General features: G+C 69.8%; 17 protein-coding genes and 1 pseudogene. 14 read left to right on the top strand and 4 right to left on the bottom strand.

The window, feature by feature from the left end; all coding sequences use genetic code 11:
* Together D7X55_RS18390 and D7X55_RS18395 are read left to right on the top strand one after the other, a co-directional pair.
* A pseudogene (locus D7X55_RS18390) lies at positions 1 to 203 on the top strand (dihydroneopterin aldolase); the annotation flags it as partial.
* A gap of 76 nt (positions 204 to 279) precedes the next feature.
* Positions 280 to 1,026, top strand: coding sequence for a queuosine precursor transporter (locus tag D7X55_RS18395; protein ID WP_121723763.1), 747 nt, complete (start codon positions 280 to 282; stop codon positions 1,024 to 1,026).
* Positions 1,027 to 1,059: 33 nt separating this feature from the next.
* Here the strand turns inward: D7X55_RS18395 and D7X55_RS18400 are convergent, their stop codons facing one another.
* Positions 1,060 to 3,669, bottom strand: a complete 2,610-nt coding sequence (locus tag D7X55_RS18400) for a U32 family peptidase (protein ID WP_121723764.1) — start codon at positions 3,667 to 3,669, stop codon at positions 1,060 to 1,062.
* A 262-nt stretch (positions 3,670 to 3,931) separates the two neighbouring features.
* Here D7X55_RS18400 and D7X55_RS18405 point away from each other — a divergent pair, with 262 nt between their 5' ends.
* The 5 genes from D7X55_RS18405 to D7X55_RS18425 all read left to right on the top strand — a co-directional run bounded on the left by D7X55_RS18405 (position 3,932) and on the right by D7X55_RS18425 (position 11,199).
* Positions 3,932 to 5,071, top strand: a complete 1,140-nt coding sequence (locus tag D7X55_RS18405) for a heparan-alpha-glucosaminide N-acetyltransferase domain-containing protein (RefSeq protein ID WP_121723765.1) — start codon at positions 3,932 to 3,934, stop codon at positions 5,069 to 5,071.
* A gap of 84 nt (positions 5,072 to 5,155) precedes the next feature.
* Complete coding sequence (grxC, locus tag D7X55_RS18410) at positions 5,156 to 5,434, top strand: glutaredoxin 3 (RefSeq protein WP_120547578.1); 279 nt, start codon at positions 5,156 to 5,158, stop codon at positions 5,432 to 5,434.
* 209 nt (positions 5,435 to 5,643) lie between these two features.
* A complete protein-coding gene (locus D7X55_RS18415) occupies positions 5,644 to 7,275 on the top strand; it encodes a nitrous oxide reductase family maturation protein NosD (protein ID WP_120547579.1) in 1,632 nt (543 codons plus the stop codon).
* Between the two features lie 53 nt (positions 7,276 to 7,328).
* The gene (locus D7X55_RS18420) at positions 7,329 to 9,287 is read left to right on the top strand and encodes a PAS domain S-box protein (protein WP_199747002.1); all 1,959 of its coding nucleotides are present in this window, start codon (positions 7,329 to 7,331) and stop codon (positions 9,285 to 9,287) included.
* The gene (locus tag D7X55_RS18425; protein WP_121723766.1) at positions 9,277 to 11,199 is read left to right on the top strand and encodes an ATP-binding protein; all 1,923 of its coding nucleotides are present in this window, start codon (positions 9,277 to 9,279) and stop codon (positions 11,197 to 11,199) included. Before D7X55_RS18420 ends, D7X55_RS18425 begins: the two co-directional genes overlap by 11 nt.
* Before the next feature lie 15 nt (positions 11,200 to 11,214).
* Here D7X55_RS18425 and D7X55_RS18430 read toward each other — a convergent pair whose 3' ends face one another.
* Entirely contained in the window at positions 11,215 to 12,084 is an 870-nt protein-coding gene (locus tag D7X55_RS18430) for a general secretion pathway protein GspE (protein WP_121723767.1), read from the bottom strand.
* Between the two features lie 314 nt (positions 12,085 to 12,398).
* On the opposite strand from D7X55_RS18430, the gene D7X55_RS18435 reads away from it, so the two are divergent.
* The 4 genes from D7X55_RS18435 (at position 12,399) to D7X55_RS18450 (ending at position 15,126) form a co-directional block, all read left to right on the top strand.
* A complete protein-coding gene (locus D7X55_RS18435) occupies positions 12,399 to 13,136 on the top strand; it encodes a MotA/TolQ/ExbB proton channel family protein (RefSeq protein ID WP_120547582.1) in 738 nt (245 codons plus the stop codon).
* 136 nt (positions 13,137 to 13,272) lie between these two features.
* On the top strand, positions 13,273 to 13,761 hold the full coding sequence (locus D7X55_RS18440) for a biopolymer transporter ExbD (RefSeq protein ID WP_120547583.1): 489 nt from the start codon (positions 13,273 to 13,275) through the stop codon (positions 13,759 to 13,761).
* A gap of 18 nt (positions 13,762 to 13,779) precedes the next feature.
* Complete coding sequence (locus D7X55_RS18445; protein ID WP_120547584.1) at positions 13,780 to 14,358, top strand: biopolymer transporter ExbD; 579 nt, start codon at positions 13,780 to 13,782, stop codon at positions 14,356 to 14,358.
* A gap of 108 nt (positions 14,359 to 14,466) precedes the next feature.
* Positions 14,467 to 15,126, top strand: a complete 660-nt coding sequence (locus D7X55_RS18450) for an HAD family hydrolase (protein ID WP_121723768.1) — start codon at positions 14,467 to 14,469, stop codon at positions 15,124 to 15,126.
* Positions 15,127 to 15,195: 69 nt separating this feature from the next.
* Here D7X55_RS18450 and D7X55_RS18455 read toward each other — a convergent pair whose 3' ends face one another.
* Positions 15,196 to 16,329, bottom strand: a complete 1,134-nt coding sequence (locus D7X55_RS18455; RefSeq protein ID WP_121723770.1) for an acyl-CoA desaturase — start codon at positions 16,327 to 16,329, stop codon at positions 15,196 to 15,198.
* 358 nt (positions 16,330 to 16,687) lie between these two features.
* Here D7X55_RS18455 and D7X55_RS18460 point away from each other — a divergent pair, with 358 nt between their 5' ends.
* A complete protein-coding gene (locus tag D7X55_RS18460) occupies positions 16,688 to 16,894 on the top strand; it encodes a cold-shock protein (RefSeq protein WP_120547587.1) in 207 nt (68 codons plus the stop codon).
* A 92-nt stretch (positions 16,895 to 16,986) separates the two neighbouring features.
* A complete protein-coding gene (locus D7X55_RS18465; RefSeq protein WP_120547588.1) occupies positions 16,987 to 17,178 on the top strand; it encodes a hypothetical protein in 192 nt (63 codons plus the stop codon).
* 92 nt (positions 17,179 to 17,270) lie between these two features.
* Here D7X55_RS18465 and D7X55_RS18470 read toward each other — a convergent pair whose 3' ends face one another.
* Positions 17,271 to 17,492, bottom strand: coding sequence for a hypothetical protein (locus D7X55_RS18470; protein ID WP_121723769.1), 222 nt, complete (start codon positions 17,490 to 17,492; stop codon positions 17,271 to 17,273).
* 210 nt (positions 17,493 to 17,702) lie between these two features.
* Here D7X55_RS18470 and D7X55_RS18475 point away from each other — a divergent pair.
* Positions 17,703 to 18,047, top strand: a 345-nt coding sequence (locus tag D7X55_RS18475) for an MASE1 domain-containing protein (RefSeq protein WP_233609919.1), incomplete at its 3' end; no start/stop codon positions are given.

Genomic DNA, 18,047 nt, shown 5'->3' on the forward strand with positions numbered 1-18,047 from the left:
GGGTGTTGCTGGCCGGGCAGCCGGTGGGGCGGGGGATGGCCTTCAGCGGTTCGGACGTCTTCGGGCACGGCTACGACAACCCGACGGCCACCGAGCAGACGGTGCTGGGCGTGTACCGGCCGCGCCTGGTGCTGTCCGAGGGAGGCGTCCCCGGGGAGATGGCGGCCGTGGGGCCGGGCCGGCAGTACTATCTGCCCGAGTAGAGGCCGGGCGTCCAAGCGACGAGGGCGGGAGGGTGTGCTAGCTGTAGGGGCGCCTCGCTCTTGAAGGACGCATCGGATGATCCTGGACCGGCGGATTCAGCTTTTCATGGTGCTCGCGGGGGTGTTCATCACCTCGCTGGTGGTGGGCGACATCATCGGGGTGAAGCTGTTCGAGGTGCACCTGGGCCCGGTGGTGGCGGTGATGTCGGTGGGGATGTTGCCGTTCCCGGTGACGTTCCTGCTGACGGACATCCTCAATGAGTTCTACGGCAAGAAGGTGGCGCGGTTCGTGACGTGGGTGGGCTTCTTCATGGCCATCTTCACGTTCGTGATTGTCGCGCTGGCGGGCCTGATTCCGTGGGCGCCGATGACGGAGGCGAAGGACTACACGGGGACGGTGGCGTCGTCGTTCAACAACGTGTTCGGCGGCTCGCAGCGCATCCTGGTGGCGTCGATGGTGGCGTACCTGGTGGCGCAGTTCCTGGACATCTCGGTGTTCAACCTGCTCAAGCGGGTGACGAACAACCGGATGCTGTGGCTGCGCGCCACGGGCTCCACGGTGGTGTCGCAGCTCATCGACACGATGGTGGTGCAGTTCGTCGCGTGGACGGGCGTGCTGCCCCAGAACGTCATCTTCCGCATCATCTTCACCTCGTACGCGGTGAAGCTGCTGGTGGCCATCGGCCTGACGCCGCTCGTCTACCTGGGGCACGCGCTGGTGGAGCGCAAGCTGGGCATCGCCCCGGTGATCCTGGGCGAGGACGGTGAGCCGGTGAACCTGGTGGAGACGAACACCGCGCCCCCGCCCGCGGCCGCGGCCTGAGCGGATCCCTCAGGACGTCACCGGCGTCCTACTTCAGCGCGCGTTCGCCGCCGGGTGCTTGAGCACCTGCATGGTGCCGCGCGTGACGCCGAACTGCTCGTGCACCGCCGCGCGCTTCACCGCCTCCGCGGGCGACAGCCGGCCCGCGAGCAGCTCCTGATACGCGCCCAGCACCCGCGCGGCCTCCTCGCGAGACTCGCGCACGAACTCCACGCGGAAGCGCCGCACGCCGCGCTCCAGCAGCCGGGGCACCAGCGACGCCGCGCTCTGCGCCTGCGCGTTGAACACCGTGTTGCGGCACCCCACGTCCACGATGACCGGATGCTCCAACCCCAGCCGGTCCTTCAGCGCGATGGCGTGCTTCTCACAAGGCCGCCCGCAGGCCTTGTAGTCGCGCCCGTTGGACAGCGTGTGTGAATACACGCAGTGCTCCGTGTGGAACGTCGCGATGTGGTGGTGCAGCGCCACCGCGAACCGGTGCGCCGGCGCCTGCTCCAGCAGCGCGAACAGCTGCTCCGAATCCAGGTCGTGCGACACCGTCAGCGTGTCCAGCCCCAGGCTCAACAGGTGCGCCGCCGTCAGCGAGTTCGTCACGTTCAGCGAGAAGTCCCCGTGCAGCACCGGCCGCGACGCCCCCGCCGGCTGCTCCAGGAAGTGCATCATCGCGCCCCAGTGGCGCACCAGCACCGCGTCCGGACGCAGCCGGTCCAGGCGCGTGTCGTAGCCCTCTTCACCCGGCTTCTGCACGCGCACCGTGGCGATGGTGACGCGCAGCCCCGCCGCGCGCGCCCGCTCCACCGCCTTCTGGAGCCCCACCATCTCCATCCAGTCCAGCTCCACCTCGCGCAGGCCCGCGGCGATGACCGCCTCCAGCTGCGCGTCGTTGCGGCACAGCGGCAGCAACCGGGGCGCCTCCTCCGCCGGCCGCGACGCCACCTTCGAAAGCAACGCCTGCCGCACGCCGGCCTCCACCGCCTCCGTGCTCACCGTCCGGGCAGGGCCCCGCTCCACGTCCGCCGTCAGCTCCGCCACCAGCTGCCGCCGCAGCGCCTTCAGCTCCGACACCGGCAGGTGCAGCCCCGGCGCCAGGCCGGATGCATCCAGCTGCGCCAGGTGGAAACACGTCCCGCCCAGCGCGGCCAGCTTGTCCTTGAGCAGCGCCGCGTCCACGCCCGCGCCCCGCGACGGCGCGAGCACCGTCGTGCCCACCGCCTCCCGCGTGAAGCGCCCGGTGCTCATCCGCACGCGCAGCGGCGAGCCCTCCACGCCGGTCACCACCAGTGACAGCGGGATGCGCCCTTCGGGCTCACCCTGCGCGAGCAATTCTCCCGTGCGCCTCGCCAGCGCCGGATCGCTGTTCAGCCACACGCGCTGCCCCGGCGCCACGCGGCCCAGGTCCGGACCCGGATGGCCAAAGCCCAGCACCCAAGCGTCGCCCTCGCGCTCCACGCGGAAGATGGGGCCGCCCGGCTCGTGCTTGTCCTCCGGCGCGCCCGCGTCGAACACCACGCCCATGCCCGGGCGCGGATCCACGTCCGCGGGGTCCGTGTCGCCCGTGAGCGGCGCGGACACGTTGCCCGCCGGAGCCTCCGGGCGCTCGTCGCCCAGGCCCAGCGCGCCCGTCCACGGCCGGTCGTCCGGCACCACCAGCACGTCCTTGCCGGACACCGCGTGCACCCGGCCCAGGTACAGCCCGCGGTGCTTGGGGAAGCGCCCCTCCACCAGCGTCTGGTGGTCGGACCCCGCCAGGAAGCCGTGGGAGAAGCCCCGGCTGTACGACAGCGACATGTCCGCCAGGTCCTTCGCCAGCCGCGCCCCGTCCGGCTTGCCCGCCATCACGCCGTCCAGCCAGCGGCGGTAGCCCTGCACCGTGCTGGAGACGTACGCCGGCCCCTTGAGCCGGCCCTCGATCTTCAGGCTGTGCACGCCGATGTCCGCCAGCTCCGGCACCGCGCGCACGCCCGCCAGGTCCTTGGGGCTGAGCAGGTACTTCACCTCGCCCAGGTCGCGCGTCTCGCCGTCCACCACCAGGTCGTACGGCAGCCGGCAGGACTGCGCGCACTGGCCCCGGTTGGCGGACCGGCCACCCCAGGCCTCGCTCGTGAGGCACTGGCCGCTCCACGACATGCAGAGCGCGCCGTGGATGAAGACCTCCAGCTCGATGTCCGTCTGCGACGCCAGCCGGCGGATCTCCGCCACCGACAGCTCGCGCGGCACCACCATGCGCGTGAAGCCCAGGCCCGTGGCGAAGCGCGCCCCTTCCGCGCTCGACAGCGTCATCTGCGTGGAGGCATGCAGCTCCAGCTGGGGGCACACCGCCCGCGACAGCAGCGCCACCGCCGGGTCCTGCACGATGAGCGCGTCCACCCCGGCTTTCGCCACGCCGCGCAGCAGGTGCTCCACCACCGGCAGCTCCGGCTCGAACACCAGCGTGTTCAACGTCACGTAGGCGCGAGCGCCCGCCCGGTGGATGAGCCCCACCGTCTCAGGCAGCCGCTCGAGCGAGAAGTTCTCCGCGCGGGCGCGCGCGTTGAAGCCTTCATCGAGCCCGAAGTAGACGGCGTCCGCGCCACTGGCCAGGGCGGCACGCAACGACTCCAGGTCACCAGCGGGGGCGAGGATTTCGGGGCGTCGGGGAGACATGACTCCTACCTAGCACGCCCGGTCCCGCCGGACCCCTCCTGATGCCCGTCCACCTCCCCACCGGGCGGCCACCCGGCTTCGTCCAAATCCAAGACACGGTGCTTGGCGCGACAAGGATTCCAGTGGGAAAGGCATTTGGGCCGGATGTTTGTCTTTGCGGGCCAGGGTGATATCCCAGTCATCCGGCGCGCAAGGCAGGCACCCGCTCGAGGGGGAGGGGTGCCATCCACGCCGCGCGCCGTCATCCGAAAGGACAATCCCAATGGAGCGCGAGCAGGTGTCGGGGGCGCGATCCGTCTCTGGACGGCTGGAAGCGGTGGACGCCATGCGGGGCACGGTGATGTTGCTCGTGTTCCTGTCGCATTTCGCGGATGCGTATCTCTATCCGCTGGGCGGTGAGGCCGCGCACCTGCGCGAGCGGCTCAACCTGCTGACGAGGCTGGCCACGCCAGGGTTCATGCTCATCAGCGGCCTGATGCTGGGGCTCCTGTACGCGCGCAGCCGGGACTTCGGTCCGCTGCGCACGCGGCTCCAGCGCCGGGGTCTCTTCCTTCTCACCGTGGGTCACCTGCTCATCGTGCCCACGTATCGCTTCTGGCCGGACGAGCCGCTGTACCTGCTGCGGACCCTGGTGGTGACGGACACCCTCGGCGTGGCGCTGCTCGTGGGGCCCTGGTTGGTGACGCGGCTCAATGGACGGGCCCGCGCGGCGCTGGGGCTGGGGCTGTTCGTCCTGAGCTGGGTGGTGAGCCTGGGCTGGTGGCCGGAGTCGGCCGTGGCGCGCACGTTCAAGGAGGTCTTCTTCGGTCAGCGCCAGCTGTCCGTGCTGCTCTCCGGCTTCCCGGTGGTGCCGTGGCTGGGCGTGTACCTGATGGGCAGCCTGTTCGGTGAGTGGATGGGGACCTGGGGCCGCGCGGACGCGAAGGGCGTGGGGCGCCGCTTCGAACTCGTGGGCCTGGGCATCGCCATGGGCGGCGCCGGACTGGTGGTGGTCCACATCGCGGTGCACCACCTGTGGCACGGCGCGGGCTTCGACACGCTGATGGCGCTCACGTCGCAGGCGCAGAAGTACCCGCCGGGGCCGGCCTACCTCATGCTCTATGGCGGCACGGTGCTCGCGCTGCTGGGGCTCCTGATGCGCGCCGAGCAGGCCGGATACCTGGCGCGCTACCTGCGCGCGACGAGCGTCATCGGCCGGCACTCGCTGCTCGCGTTCGTGCTCCAGTTCTACGTGTACTACGCGGGGCTGTACCTCCTGCGGCTGCACTACACGCCGCTGTGGCCGCTGCTGTTCGTGTTCACCGCCGGGCTCCAGTGGTGCGCCCTGTACGCGTGGGACCTGCGCGGCCGTGCCCGGGAGGCCAGCGCGCGCCTGCCCGCGGCCGTGTCCGGGGCTCGTTAAAGCGAGCGGGCAGGGGAGCGAGCGCCTTCGCGCCGGGTGGCGGACCCTGAACGGCGTCCCCACCCTTCGACGCAGGAGGTCGTGATGCCTGAGGTCGTCGTCTACATGAAGCGCACCTGCCCCTATTCGCGGCAGGCCATGGAGCTGCTCAACGAGAAGGGCTGCGAGTTCCAGAAGGTGGATGTCGCGGCGGACGAGCGGCGGCACGAGGAGATGCTGCGGCGCTGCGGCCGTCAGACGGTGCCGCAGATCTTCATCGAGGGCCAACACATCGGCGGCTGCGATGACCTCTACGACCTGGAGGCGCGCGGCCAGCTGGACGCACTCCTGGGCCGGGAGTCCCAGGACTCCACCGCTCCCTGAAGCCGTCAGCCGCTGTCGCATCCGGGCCGTGTTCCTCATGACGGGGGACACGGCTCGCGTCGTCCGTCCCGCGCGCGGCTGCCCGGTTGCCCTGCGGACAGGCATGGGCGGAGTTCACGGCTGACGGGGAATGCGCGCCACGCGTGTGCCCGTTGCCCGCCGACCCCGCGAGCGCACCCCCGCGCCGTGAACCCTCACGAGGAGTCCACATGCGCTTCCGCCAGACCCTGACGACCATCGTCTGTGCCACCGGGATGCTTGCTGGCGCCGCCGGCTGTACCGGAAAGGTCGAGCCCGCGTCCGCGATAGCCACGCCTCCGGGCACGTCCACGCCGCCCGTCGTCACCCCTCCCCAGCGCCCGCAGACCCCCACGAGCCCTGAAGAGGACGCAGGCGTTGTCACTCCCGAACCGCCTCCCACGCAGGAGCCGCAAGAGCCGGAGCCTCCGCCGCCCGCCGGGTCGCAGTACACGCGCGTGCTCTGGGTCTCGCCCAGCGGCAACGACTCCGCGGCGGGCACGCAGGAACTCCCCCTGCGCACGGTGGCGCGAGCCCTGTCCCTGGTGAAGCCCGGCGAGGCGGTGTTCCTCCAGTCCGGCACGTGGCGCGAGCACGTGGAGCTGAAGGAACGGCAGGGCACGGCGGACAAGCCGCTGACGCTCAGGGCCGCGCCGGGCGCCACGGCCATCCTCAAGGGCGGCTCCATTGGCGAGACGGCGCTGGTGGACGTGAGCGGCGCGCACTGGAACATCCAGGGGCTCACCGTGGACGTGGGCGGCGAGTCCGCCTTCGCGGTGATGTGGCGCGGCGCGGGCGCGCACCACGGCGTGCTGAAGGACAGCATCGTGAAGAACGGCAGGGAGGGCGCGGGCGTCTACGTGACGGAGAAGGCGCACGACGTCCTCGTCGAGAACAACGACATCTCCCGCTTCGACCAGGGCGACGTGGACAGCCACGGCGTCGCGGTGCAGACCTCCGCGTTCAACGTCACCGTGCGCGGCAATGACATCCACCACAACTCCGGCGACGGCGTGCAGTGCCTGGGGCCGGAGGGCGGCGCCACCAACCCGGGCACGCCCTTCGACAACCTGCTCGTGGAGAACAACCAGCTCCACGACAACCGGGAGAACGGCGCGGACATCAAGACGTGCACCCGCGTCACGCTGCGCGGCAACACCGTCTACAACCACCGCGCCGTGTCCACCTCCGCGGGCGAGGGCATCCTCGTCCACATGTCCCCCTCCGACGTCACGCTGGAGGACAACGTCTTCTACGCCAACGCGCGCGCCATCCAGATTGGCGGCAACCGCGAGGGCGCGCCCCCCACGCGCGTCATCCTCCGCCGCAACCTCATCCACGACGGGCTGGGCGAAGCGGACGGCGAGGAGGGCACCGGCATCCGCGTGGACGCGTCCGTGGACGTGAAGGTGCAGCACAACACCGTCTGGAACCTGAGCGGCGCGTGCCTCGTCTTCGGCACGGGCTCCAACGGCGCGAGCGAGGGCCTGGACGTGCGCAACAACGTCTTCGCGGGCTGTGGCATCGCCGCGCGCGGCGGCTCGGGCCGGAGCGGCGCGGTGGTGGACGGCAACCTGTACTTCCGAAGCGGCGGCGCGGTGGTGTTCAACCTGGAGGGCGCTTCCTTGAGCCTGGCGGACTGGCGCACGAAGGCTGGCCTGGACAAACGCTCCCAGGAGCGCGCCCCGGGCTTCGTGGACACGGGCGCGGACGACTACCAGTTGTCGGCGCAGTCGCCCGCTCGCGAGGCGGGCCTGTCCCTGGGGCTGCCCTTCTGCGGTCCGGCGCCGGACCAGGGCGCGTTCGAGTCGGGCTGCCCCTGACCCCGGGGGTTGTGTAGACTCCGGGGCCCCTCGCTCCGGAGTCCTGCGCCCCCGTGTCGGCCCCGTCGGAACCCGCCTTCGGCATCGTCCTGGTCCCCCCGGGGTCGGTGGCAAGAGAACCCCTCAACGCCGCCGCCGAGCGCGCGGGCCTGCGCGTGGTGGACGACCCGGACGACGCCGCCCTGGCGCTGGTGGACCTCACCGCCCCCGGCTGCGGCCCCGCGGTGGTGGAGCTGCTCACGTCCCTCAACGGGCCGCACCTCACGCTGCTCGCGGTGGTGTCCCCGGAGCCGCGCGGCTTCGCCGCCGTGGACACGCTGCGCCCCGCGGACATCGTCACCCACCAGGGGCTGCCCCACGAACTCGCCTGGCGCCTGCAGCGCGCCGCGGAGCGCCACCGCGAGCGCGAGGAGCAGGCCCGCAGCCAGACGGACCTGGCGCTGCTGCTGGAACTCACCGCCGACTACGCGGAGAGCTCCGACGTGGAGGCGCTGCTGCACGGCGTGACGCGCCGTCTGGCGGAGCAGCTGGACATCGCGCGCGCCACGCTGGTGATGGTGGGCGGCGGCGTGGACGAGGGCGTCATCGTCGCCGCCAGCGACGACCCGGGCATGAAGGACCTGCGCATCGACCTGGCGCGCTACCCCGAAATCCGCGAGGTCGTGCGTACGGGCAAGCCCGTCGTGATGCAGGAGGCCGCCACGCATCCGCTGCTGGGCGACACGGAGCGCCGGGCCGTGGCCGCGCGAGGCATCCACGCCATCGCCGCGCTGCCCCTGCCCATCCGCGGCCAGGTGCGCGGCGTGCTCCTGTTGCGCGCGGCCGGGCGCAGGCGGGCCTTCAGCACGCGCGAAATCGACTTCCTCACCACGGTGGCCCACGCGACGGCGGTGGCCCTGCGCAGCGCGTCGGTGCTCCAGTCCGTGCAGACGGCGCGGCTGGCGGCGGAGGAGAAGGCCGCGTCCTTCAAGCCCTACCAGCTCTTCTTCGCCCACGTGAGCGAGGGCGTGGCCATCCTCGACGACGAGGCCGCCGTGCTGTCGCTCAACCCCGCGGGCGCGCAGATGCTGGACACCACCGCCAGCGAGGCCCGGGGCAAGCACCTCAATCAAATCACCCAGCCGGTGGACGACGGCGTGCTGATGGAGCTGGTGACGTCCGCGTCGCGCGGTGAGGCGCGCATGGGCGTGGACGTGGTGGTGCGCACGCCCGCCGGACGCTGCCTCACGCTGTCCATGTCCGCCGCGCCGCTGCGCGACGAGGACGCGGCCACCATCCTGTCCTTCCGCGACGTCACGCACGCGCGCAAGCTGGAGGACGAGCTGCGCAACACGAAGGACTTCCTGGAGCGGCTCATCGACTCGTCGGTGGACGCCATCATCGCGGCCGACCTGAAGGGGCGCATCATCCTCTTCAACAAGGGCGCGGAGGCCATGTGCGGCTACACCGCGCAGGAGGCCCAGGAGAAGCTCAACGCGAACCAGCTCTATCCGCCCGGCGTCGCCCGGAGCATCATGGCCCAGCTGCGCGCTCCCGACATGGGCGGCAAGGGCCGGCTGTCGCTCACGCGCCAGGAGCTGGTGCACCGCTCCGGTGAGCGCGTGCCGGTGAACATGACGGCCTCCATCGTCTACGAGGGCGGCCGCGAGTCCTTCACCGTGGGCATCTTCACGGACCTTCGCGACCGCGTGCAGCTGGAGCGCAAGCTGTCGGACGTGGAGAACCGGCTGGAGGCGAGCGAGAAGAACGCCGTCATCGTCGCGCTCGCCGGCACCGCGGCCCACGAACTCAACCAGCCCCTCACCTCCGTGATGGGCTACGCGGAGCTGCTCAAGCGCAAGCTCAAGGAGGAGGACTTCGCCTACAGGCCGGTGGACATCATCTACCGCGAGGCGGAGCGCATGGCGGAGATCGTCCGGAAGATCGGGAAGATCACCCGCTTCGAGGTGAAGTCGTACGTGGGCGCGCAGCAGATCCTCGACCTGGACAAGGCCAGCTCCCATGAAGAGTGAGGTCCGCGCCGTGCGTCCGTCCGGAAATCTGGCCCCCGACGCCTTCCAGGCCTTCTTCGACGCGCTGGACGAGCCCGCCGCCGTCTGCGACGTGGCCCTGCGCATCGCGGCCGTGAACGCGGCCATGCGCCGCTTCTGCGCCGCGCACGACATCAGCGTGGACGTGGTGGCGGAGGCCCTGTCCAGCGCCGTCGCGCCGGAGGACGGGCAGTCCCACGAAATCGACCTGGTGCTCCAGAGCGGCACCTCGCTGGTGCTCACCCTGTCGCGCCGCGCGGAGACCGTGGCGGTGCGCGCCCGCGTGGACACGGAGGTCATCAGCGGCCGGCTGGTGGTGGCGGAGCGGGCCCTGCTGGAGCAGGCGCGCACCGAAGGCGTGCTCCTGGACCTGGGCCGCAGCGTGGCGGAGGCCGGCGGCGAGGAGGAGCTGGTGGCCGCGGTGGCGCGCGGCGTGAAAGAGCTCTTCCCCGGCCGCGCCTTCTGCATCCGCATCGTGGACGCGCGCACCGGCGGCCTCACGTCGCTCTACGCGGAAGGGCGCCTGAAGGAAGGCGCGCACGAACCGCTGGTCCTCTTCCAGCGCTCCGTGGAGAAGACCAACCTCACCCCCACGGCGCTGCCCCAGGGGCGGGTGACCATCTCCGAAGAGGTCCCGCTGCTCTTCCACGGCAGCACCCGCGCCGTGAGCGCGCCCCTGGTCGCGAGCAGCCAGCTCTTTGGCGCCATCAACATGGAGTACCCGGAGGGGCTGGACGCGGACCCCGCGCACGACGAGCGCGTGCTGCTCCAGCTGGCCAGCCAGGTCGCCGTGGCGGTGAAGAACGCGAAGCTCATCGACGAGCTGACGTTCGTGCGCAAGTACCTGGAGGAGCTGCTGGAGAAGGCCAACGCGCTCATCCTGGTGGTCAACCGGGACAAGCAGGTGGTGGTCTTCAATCAGGCGCTGAGCGCGCTCACCGGCCTCACCAAGGAGCAGGTGCTGGGCAGGGATTTGTCCTCGCTGGTGGCGGACAGCGAGCAGCTGCGGCTGGCGCCCGTGCTGGCGGCGGCCATGCGCGGCGAGTCCGTGAACAACTTCGAGACGCGCCTGCTCACCCGCGACGGCGGCGAGGTGCGCGTGTCCTTCGCCACCTCCTCCATGCTCACCCAGCCGGGAGAGGTCGAAGGCGTCATCGCCATTGGCCAGGACGTCACGGTGGTGAAGGAGCTGGAGAAGCGCATCATCCACGCGGAGAAGCTGGCCTCCATTGGCCAGCTCGCGGCCAGCGTGGTGCATGAAATCAACAACCCCATGACGGCGGTGGCCACGTACGCGGACGCGCTCCTGCAGCGCTCGCGGATGACGCCGGGCGCGAACCCCGCGGACCAGGAGAAGCTGAAGAAGATCCTGGAGAGCAGCCACCGCATCCTGCGCTTCACCCGCGACCTGGTGAGCTACGCGCGGCCCGCCCAGGACCGGCCGGAGCGCGTGTCGCTCAACGCCGTCGTGGACATGGCGGTGGGCTTCTGCGAGCACGTCGTGTCCCAGGCCCGCGTCAGCGTGCAGCGCGAGTACGCCAGCGACGTGCCGCCCCTGGCCGCCGTGCGCGCCAACCTGGTGCAGGTCTTCGTCAACCTCATCACCAACGCCTGCCACGCCATGCAGCCCGGCGGACTGGTGTCCCTGTCCACGCTCCAGGAGGGCCCGGAGGCGGTGGTGCGCGTGCGTGACACCGGCACCGGCATCGACCCGCGCAACCTGTCGCGCATCTTCGAGCCCTTCTTCACCACCAAGCCCGAAGGCCGGGGCACGGGCCTGGGCCTGTCCATCTGCCAGGGCATCGTGGAGAACCACGGCGGACGCCTCACCGTGGAGAGCACGCTGGGGCAGGGCACCACCTTCACGGTGCGGCTGCCCCTGGCGGCGGACTGAAAATCAGTCCTCGCCTCAGCCCTCACCGCCCTCGTCATCCAGCTCGCGGCGGAACTCCTCGTTCGTGAGCAGGCCCTTGCGCGCCATGATGCGCATCAGCGCCCAGAAGCGGCGCTCCAGCTCCTCCAGCCGGTCCGGCTCCTCCCGGGCCGCCTGGCCGAAGAGGTAGTCCAGGTCATCCAGCACGCCGCCGCCACCGCCGGACGCCGGCGCCCGCGCCTTGGGCTTGTCCGCCGTGCCGCCGCCGCCGCGCTTGCGCTTCGCCTGCTCCTCGCGCTCGCGGATGAGGTCCGCCAGCGACGTGCGCTGCGTCTTCTCCGCCGCGGGCAGCTCCTCGCCGACGATGACCTCCTCGTCGTCCTCCACCACGGCCGGGCGCGCGGGCACTGGAGCCGCTCTTGCAGGCGGACGCGCCGGGGCAGGGCGGGGGCCCGTGGCCACCGGGACCTTGTGGTAGTAGCGCAGGATGGCGCCGCGCACCGCGGACAGCGCCGTCACCCGGCCGCTGACCTTCAGGCCGCTGGTGAACTCAATCTCCTCGATGGCGGTGATGTTCAGCGGATCCGCCATGGCCACCACCAGCTGGCGCTTGCCGGCCACGGTCTCCAGCGCGTACGGGAACAGGTCGTGCTGTTCGCAGAAGCGCGCACGCAGCAGGTGCACCGCCGCCCAGTCCGGGGTGATCGCCGCCAGGTCCACCTGGGGCATCCCCAGGGCCTCGCTGAGCGCCTGGGCCAGCGTGGCCTCCGTGATGGCGCCCTGCCCGATGAGCGTCACGCCCAACCGCTGCCGCGTCTGTCGCTGCGCCGTGAGCCCCGCCTCCAGCTGCTCCGGGGTGATCGCGCCGCGTTCCACCAGCAGCTCACCAATGCGCTTCCTGGCCATGGTTTCCCCGCCTAACACGGCCTCTCAAGGTGCCCAAATCGCTGGCACGCACGTTGCGCAAGAGGCAGGAAAGGGCCTGTCATGTGCCCTGGAGAGCGACTTGGCAAGCCGCGCGCCAACGCAAAATTCCTGTGAGATTTCAGTAACTAACGCTGAGGGTGCCTGCCTTGACACGCCTGGGAGCGGTTCCTAGACTCGGCGCCACCGTGATCCAAAATTCCTGCCGCTGACCTGGGTGGATGTCCACCCGGCCGGTAGCAGTGCGGAGCGGCTCGCAGGCGCGTGCCGCGCCGTCCATCTGGAGGCTTTCCGTGATGAACCTGGGGTTCGTAGCCAATCTGTCCGTCCTCGCCAACGCCGGCGGAAGCAATGAGACCTTCCTGCAGGAGCTGGGGCGCCGCTGGGAGTCCGGTCAGGCCGGCATGTACCCCATCGCGGTCTGTCTCGTGATCGCGCTCTCCATCATCATCGAGCGCAGCATCGTCCTGTTCGGCAAGGCCTCCATCAACAAGGAAGGCTTCCTGCGCGGGCTGAAGAAGCACATCTACGCGGGTGACCTGGACAAGGCCATCAACTACGTGGCGGGCCAGAAGAGCACCCCGCTGACCAACGTCGTCAAGGCCGGCCTGATGAGCGTGCCCAAGGGCCAGGAAGAGGTCCAGGCGGCGCTCGACGAGGCCAGCCTGCGTGAGACGCCGAAGCTGGAGGCGCGCACGGGCTACCTGGCGATGCTCGGCAACGCGGCGATGCTCGCGGGCCTCCTGGGCACGGTGAACGGTCTCATCACCTGCTTCGAGGCGGTGGCGAACGTGAACCCGGCCGACAAGGCGACCATTCTGGCGAACGGCATCTCTGAAGCCATGAACTGCACGGGCTTCGGTCTGCTCACGGCCATCCCGGCGCTCGTGGCCTTCTCCGTGCTGATGGGCCGCACCCAGGGCATCATCAACGACATCAACGAGACCTCCGTCTCCGTGCTGAACCTCATCGTGGCCAACCGCGACAAGTTCAAGAACCTGAACATCCCGGCCTCCGCCCACGCCGAGGAGTAGTCCTCCTCAGGCAGTCGCGGTGGACGTGGAACCGGAAGCACTGGCGCGTTGTCTGTGGGAAGCGCGCCATCCTTCGCAGTCTTCTTGAAACGTCGTTCGTGCGCGAAGAGCGCGGTAGGGTTGGGAGGTAGTCGCCATGGCCGGCGGAATGGACCTGGGCACCGGTGGAAAGGGTGGCAAGAAGCCGCTCGATACCGCCATCAACATGGTGCCCTTCATCGACTTGATGGCGGTGACCATCAGCTTCCTCATCATGACGGCGGTCTGGACCCAGATCGGCCGTCTCCAGGTGTCGCAGGCCGGCGGGGCCTCCACGGACGAACAGCAGGAGGAGGAGAAGACCAAGACGGTCCAGCTCACCCTCCTGGTGTCCGCCACGGAGATGCGCCTCACCGCCGACCAGAGCGCCTTCGACCCCATCCCCCTCACCCGGGATGACAAGGGCCGCCCGGACCTGACCAAGCTGGTCGCGCGCTTCAAGGAGTTGAAGGCGCAGCTGCCGGATCAGGCCGCCATCACCCTTCAGACCGAGGACGCGGTCCGCTACGAGGACCTGGTCCGCATCATCGACGAGTGCATCGGCTCCGGGCTTCCCCAGGTGTCGGTCTCCGCGGCGATGGGCTAACAGGAGAGCACCCAAGCCATGGGCATCAAGGTTCCCGGTAAGCGGTACGGCAAGCGGTTGGAGCACTCCAAGGTCTTCGGACACGGCGGTCACGGCAAGAAGAACGGCAACGCCGACCTGCTCATCACCCCGCTGGTCGACATGTTCGTCATCATCGTGCTCTTCCTCATCGCGAACTTCTCCGCGACGGGCGAGGTGCTGATGATGACCAAGGACATCGTCCTTCCCGAAGCGGTCAACGTGAAGGAAGTGGAGATGCACCCGGTGGTGATGGTGTCCAACGACCAGGTCAGCGTGTCGGGCACCATCGTGGGCCGGGTGGAGGACCTCACGAAGGACGAGTACCTCAACATCCCCGCGCTGGAAGAGAAGCTGCGGGACATGAAGAAGCAGTTCGAGGACCTGCACTCCATGGCCGGTGGTGGCGAGACCTTCAAGGGCGACGTCAACATCCAGGCCAACAAGGACGTCCAGTTCAAGGTCATCAAGCGGGTGATGTTCAGCTGCGCCACGGCCGGCTACGGCAACATCAACTTCGCGGTCATCCAGGCCGGTGGCGCCGCGGCCGGTGAGAAGACCGCCGCCGTCACGCCGTAACCCAAGCTTCGCGGCGGACCCCGGCCGGTTCCGGGGTCCGCGCTTTACAAAAGACGCCCTGACCCTGCCTGGGTCGGGGCGTTCGCGTTTCTGCTAGAGAAGCGCCCCATGCTCCTGCGCGCCGTGCTCTTCGACCTGGATGGGACGCTGGTGGACTCGCTGGGGGACATCGCCACGGCGATGAACCACGCGCTCGTGCACCACGGCCTGCCGCCGCACCCGGAGGCCGCCTACCTGCGCTTCGTGGGGGAGGGCGTCGCGAAGCTGGCGGAGCGGGCCACGGGCCACGCGCCCGCCGCGCTCCAGGGGCAGGTGCTGGCCACCTACCACGCCTACTACGACAGCCACCTGTTCGACCGGACGCGCGCCTACCCGGGCGTGGAGGACGCGCTCGGGGAGCTGGCGGCGGTCGGCGTGCGGCTGGGCGTGCTCAGCAACAAGTCGGATGACTTCGTGAAGCGGCTGGCGGCGCGGCTGCTGCCGGGCGTGCGCTTCACGGCCGTGTACGGCGAGCGGCCGGGCATCCCGCGCAAGCCGGACCCCACGGCGGCGCTGGCGCTGGCGGCGGAGCTGGGCGTGGTGCCGGGCGCGTGCGGCTTCGTGGGGGACACCTCCGTGGACATGGACACGGCGAAGGCCGCGGGCATGTACGGCGTGGGCGTCACCTGGGGCTTCCGCACGGCGGAGGAGCTGCACGCGCACGGGGCTCGCGCGGTGGTGTCCTCCGCGGGCGAGCTGCTGGCGGCGCTGAGGACCGCGGGCGCCTGAAAAGCAGCAGGGGCCGCCTCCTTCGTGAGGAGGACGGCCCCTGGAGTTACCGCGCGGTGACTTCGTGGATCAGGCGGCCACGGCGAGGTCCGGCTTGGACTGCTCCGGGACGGCGTTCACGGCGGGCGGGCGGCCCAGCATCTTGAGCATCCGGTAGTGCGACGCCACGGCGCTCCGGAAGGTGGTCGCCTCGATGTAGGGCAGGCCGTGTTCGTGCGCGGTGGCCTTCACGATTTCGCTCAGGGCCGGGTAGTGGATGCTGCACACCTTGGGGAACAGGTGGTGCTCCACCTGGAAGTTGAGGCCGCCCACGTACCAGCTCAGCAGGCGGTTCTTGCGGGCGAAGTTCGCGGTGGTGCGCAGCTGGTGCACCATCCAGGCGTCCTCCACCTTGCCGTCCGTGTCCGGCACGGGGAACTCCGCGTTCTCCACCACGTGCGCCAGCTGGAAGACGATGCCCAGGATGAAGCCCGCCGTCATGTGCATGGCCAGCTGCCCCACCACGAACTGCCACCAGGTCACGTCCAGCACCAGCCACGGAATCACCAGCGTCCAGCCGTAGTACACGGCCTTCATCGCCAGCAGGCGGGCCCACTCGGCCGGCGCGTGCTTCTTGTCCTTGTAGGGGCCCAGGTCCTTCTGGAAGAAGTACTTGTAGTCCTTGGCGAACACCCAGAAGACCGTGGTCAGCGAGTAGGCCAGGAAGGCGTACAGGTGCTGGAAGCGGTGGTACCCCTTCCACTCGCTGTGCGGCGACAGCCGCAGCTGCGGGCTCACCGTCAGGTCCTCGTCCATGTTCTGGATGTTGGTGTAGGTGTGGTGGAGGACGTTGTGGGTGATGCGCCACATGTAGCTGTTCGCGCCAATCAGGTCGAACGCCAGGCCCACCACGCCGTTCACCCGGGCGTCGTCGCTGTAGGAGCCGTGCACGCCGTCATGGCCGATGCAGAAGCCGATGCCCGCGATGGCCACGCCCATCAAGACAGCCAGGCCCAGCATGCCCCAGGCGTTGAAGTGGCCGCTGAGCAGCAGGCCGTAGACGCCCGCCGTGAAGCCCAGGATGCAGAGGGCCTTCACGTACATGGCCTTGTTGGCCCGCTGCGAGAGGTTCCGGGTCTCGAAGTATTCAGAGACGCGCCGCTTCAGGTCCTCCGCGAAGGAGGCGTCTCGCTGGCCAAAGGTCACACGGGTCGGGTTTGTCACTGGGAGGGACGCCTCACGGGAGGGGGACGGCTGGGTGGAGCGGAAACCGGTGGACTCCACGATAGGACACGTCCAGGCGGAAGTGTTCAGGGCTGAAAACTATTCCGGAACACCGCCGCCTCCCAAACCTGTCACCCCTGGCCGTCTGGAGCGTCAGCCAGCGGGAAATGCACCGCCCCGAGAAGGCGTTTCACTGCCGGATCGAGGTTGTTACCTTCGACGACGTGAGGGAAACCGGGAGTGGTTCCCGGCTCGACTTCATGCCTGTTCAGGGTTAAGGCGCGGTCTTCGCCCCAAAATATGGGGGCGGGCAGTCCGGCGATTTCGCCGGGTTGCCAGTGGGACAAGGAAGCAGATCATGGCAAGTGGTACGGTGAAGTGGTTCAATGATGCGAAGGGCTTTGGTTTCATCACGCAGGACAGCGGTGGTCCGGACGTGTTCTGCCACCACACGGCCATCCAGTCGGACGGCTTCCGCACCCTGGCCGAGGGCCAGAAGGTGGAGTTCGAAGTGAAGAAGGGCCCCAAGGGGCTCCAGGCGGAGAACGTCCGCCCGGTCGGCTGAGCCAACCGGCTCGGCTGCTCTTCACGCATCCACGAGGTCCGGCCTTGACGGGGCCGGGCCTCTTTTTCGGTCAATGATTTCCAGGAGGTTCCATGCAGGGAAGGTCCACGAAGCGGCAGAAGGAGATGGCGCGCGCGCAGAAGCAGCGCGAGAAGGACGCCAAGAAGGCCGAGCGCAAGACCGAGAAGGACCAGCGTCCGACTCGCGGGCCGGGCGAAGAGGATCCGGACATCGCCGGCATCGTCCCGGGCCCGCAGCCGTTGCCCGACGCCTTCAACACCTGAGGCGGATGCAACGACACCGCCCCGGCCCATGAGGGCACCGGGGCGGCGGTGGGTGAGGGGCCTGGCGGCCCCTTTTTCATGTCCGCGTGACGTCAGCCCACGCTGTATCTCAGCCGCTCCTTGTCCTCCGCGCGGTTGTAGGCGGTGGCCGCGGCGATGACGTGGCACACCCAGCCGAGGATGCCACCCGTGCCCAGCCAGAAGCCGGGCGTGACGATGAGCCAGAAGACCCCGCGCAGGATGTCTCCGTTGTAGATCTGCCCCACGCCGGGGATGAAGAACGACAGCAGCGCAGCAAGACCGGGACGCGACATGAGATTCGTTCCTCCTTGCCCTCTTCTACGGTCCTGAAGGGTGTCCATTGCATGCCCGCCGGGCACCGCCTGCCTGCCGGGTGGGCCTGCCTGCGGATGGGGTGCAACGTCCTGCGGTCCCCGCTAGCATGGCGCATGTTCCCGAGGCCCTGGATTCACGGCCCGGCGGGGACGGGGGGAGTCATCATCCAAGGTCGTCCTCAGGCCCGTGTGGCGGCGTTCCCAATCCGGGGCCTCGTGGAGTGCCTCGCGCTGGCGGCGGTGTACCTGCTGGCCGCGCGGGTGGCGCTGTCCCTGGCCGCGGAGAAGAGCCACATCTGTCCCGTCTGGCTTCCCTCGGGCGTGGCCCTGGGCGGGCTGTTGCTGCTGGGCGTGTCCCGCTGGCCCGCGGTGGCGATGGGCGCGGGCGCGGTGGCGTACGCCATGGACGTCACGCCCGGGGTGGGGCTGTCCGTGGTGCTGGGCTCCACGCTGGAGGCGGTGCTGCCGGCGCTGCTGTTCCGGCGGATGGAGGGCGCGCGCGAGCTGCACCGCGTGCGCGACGTGGTGTGGCTG

Source organism: Corallococcus sp. AB049A, from assembly GCF_003668885.1.
Classification (GTDB): Bacteria; Myxococcota; Myxococcia; order Myxococcales; family Myxococcaceae; genus Corallococcus; species Corallococcus interemptor.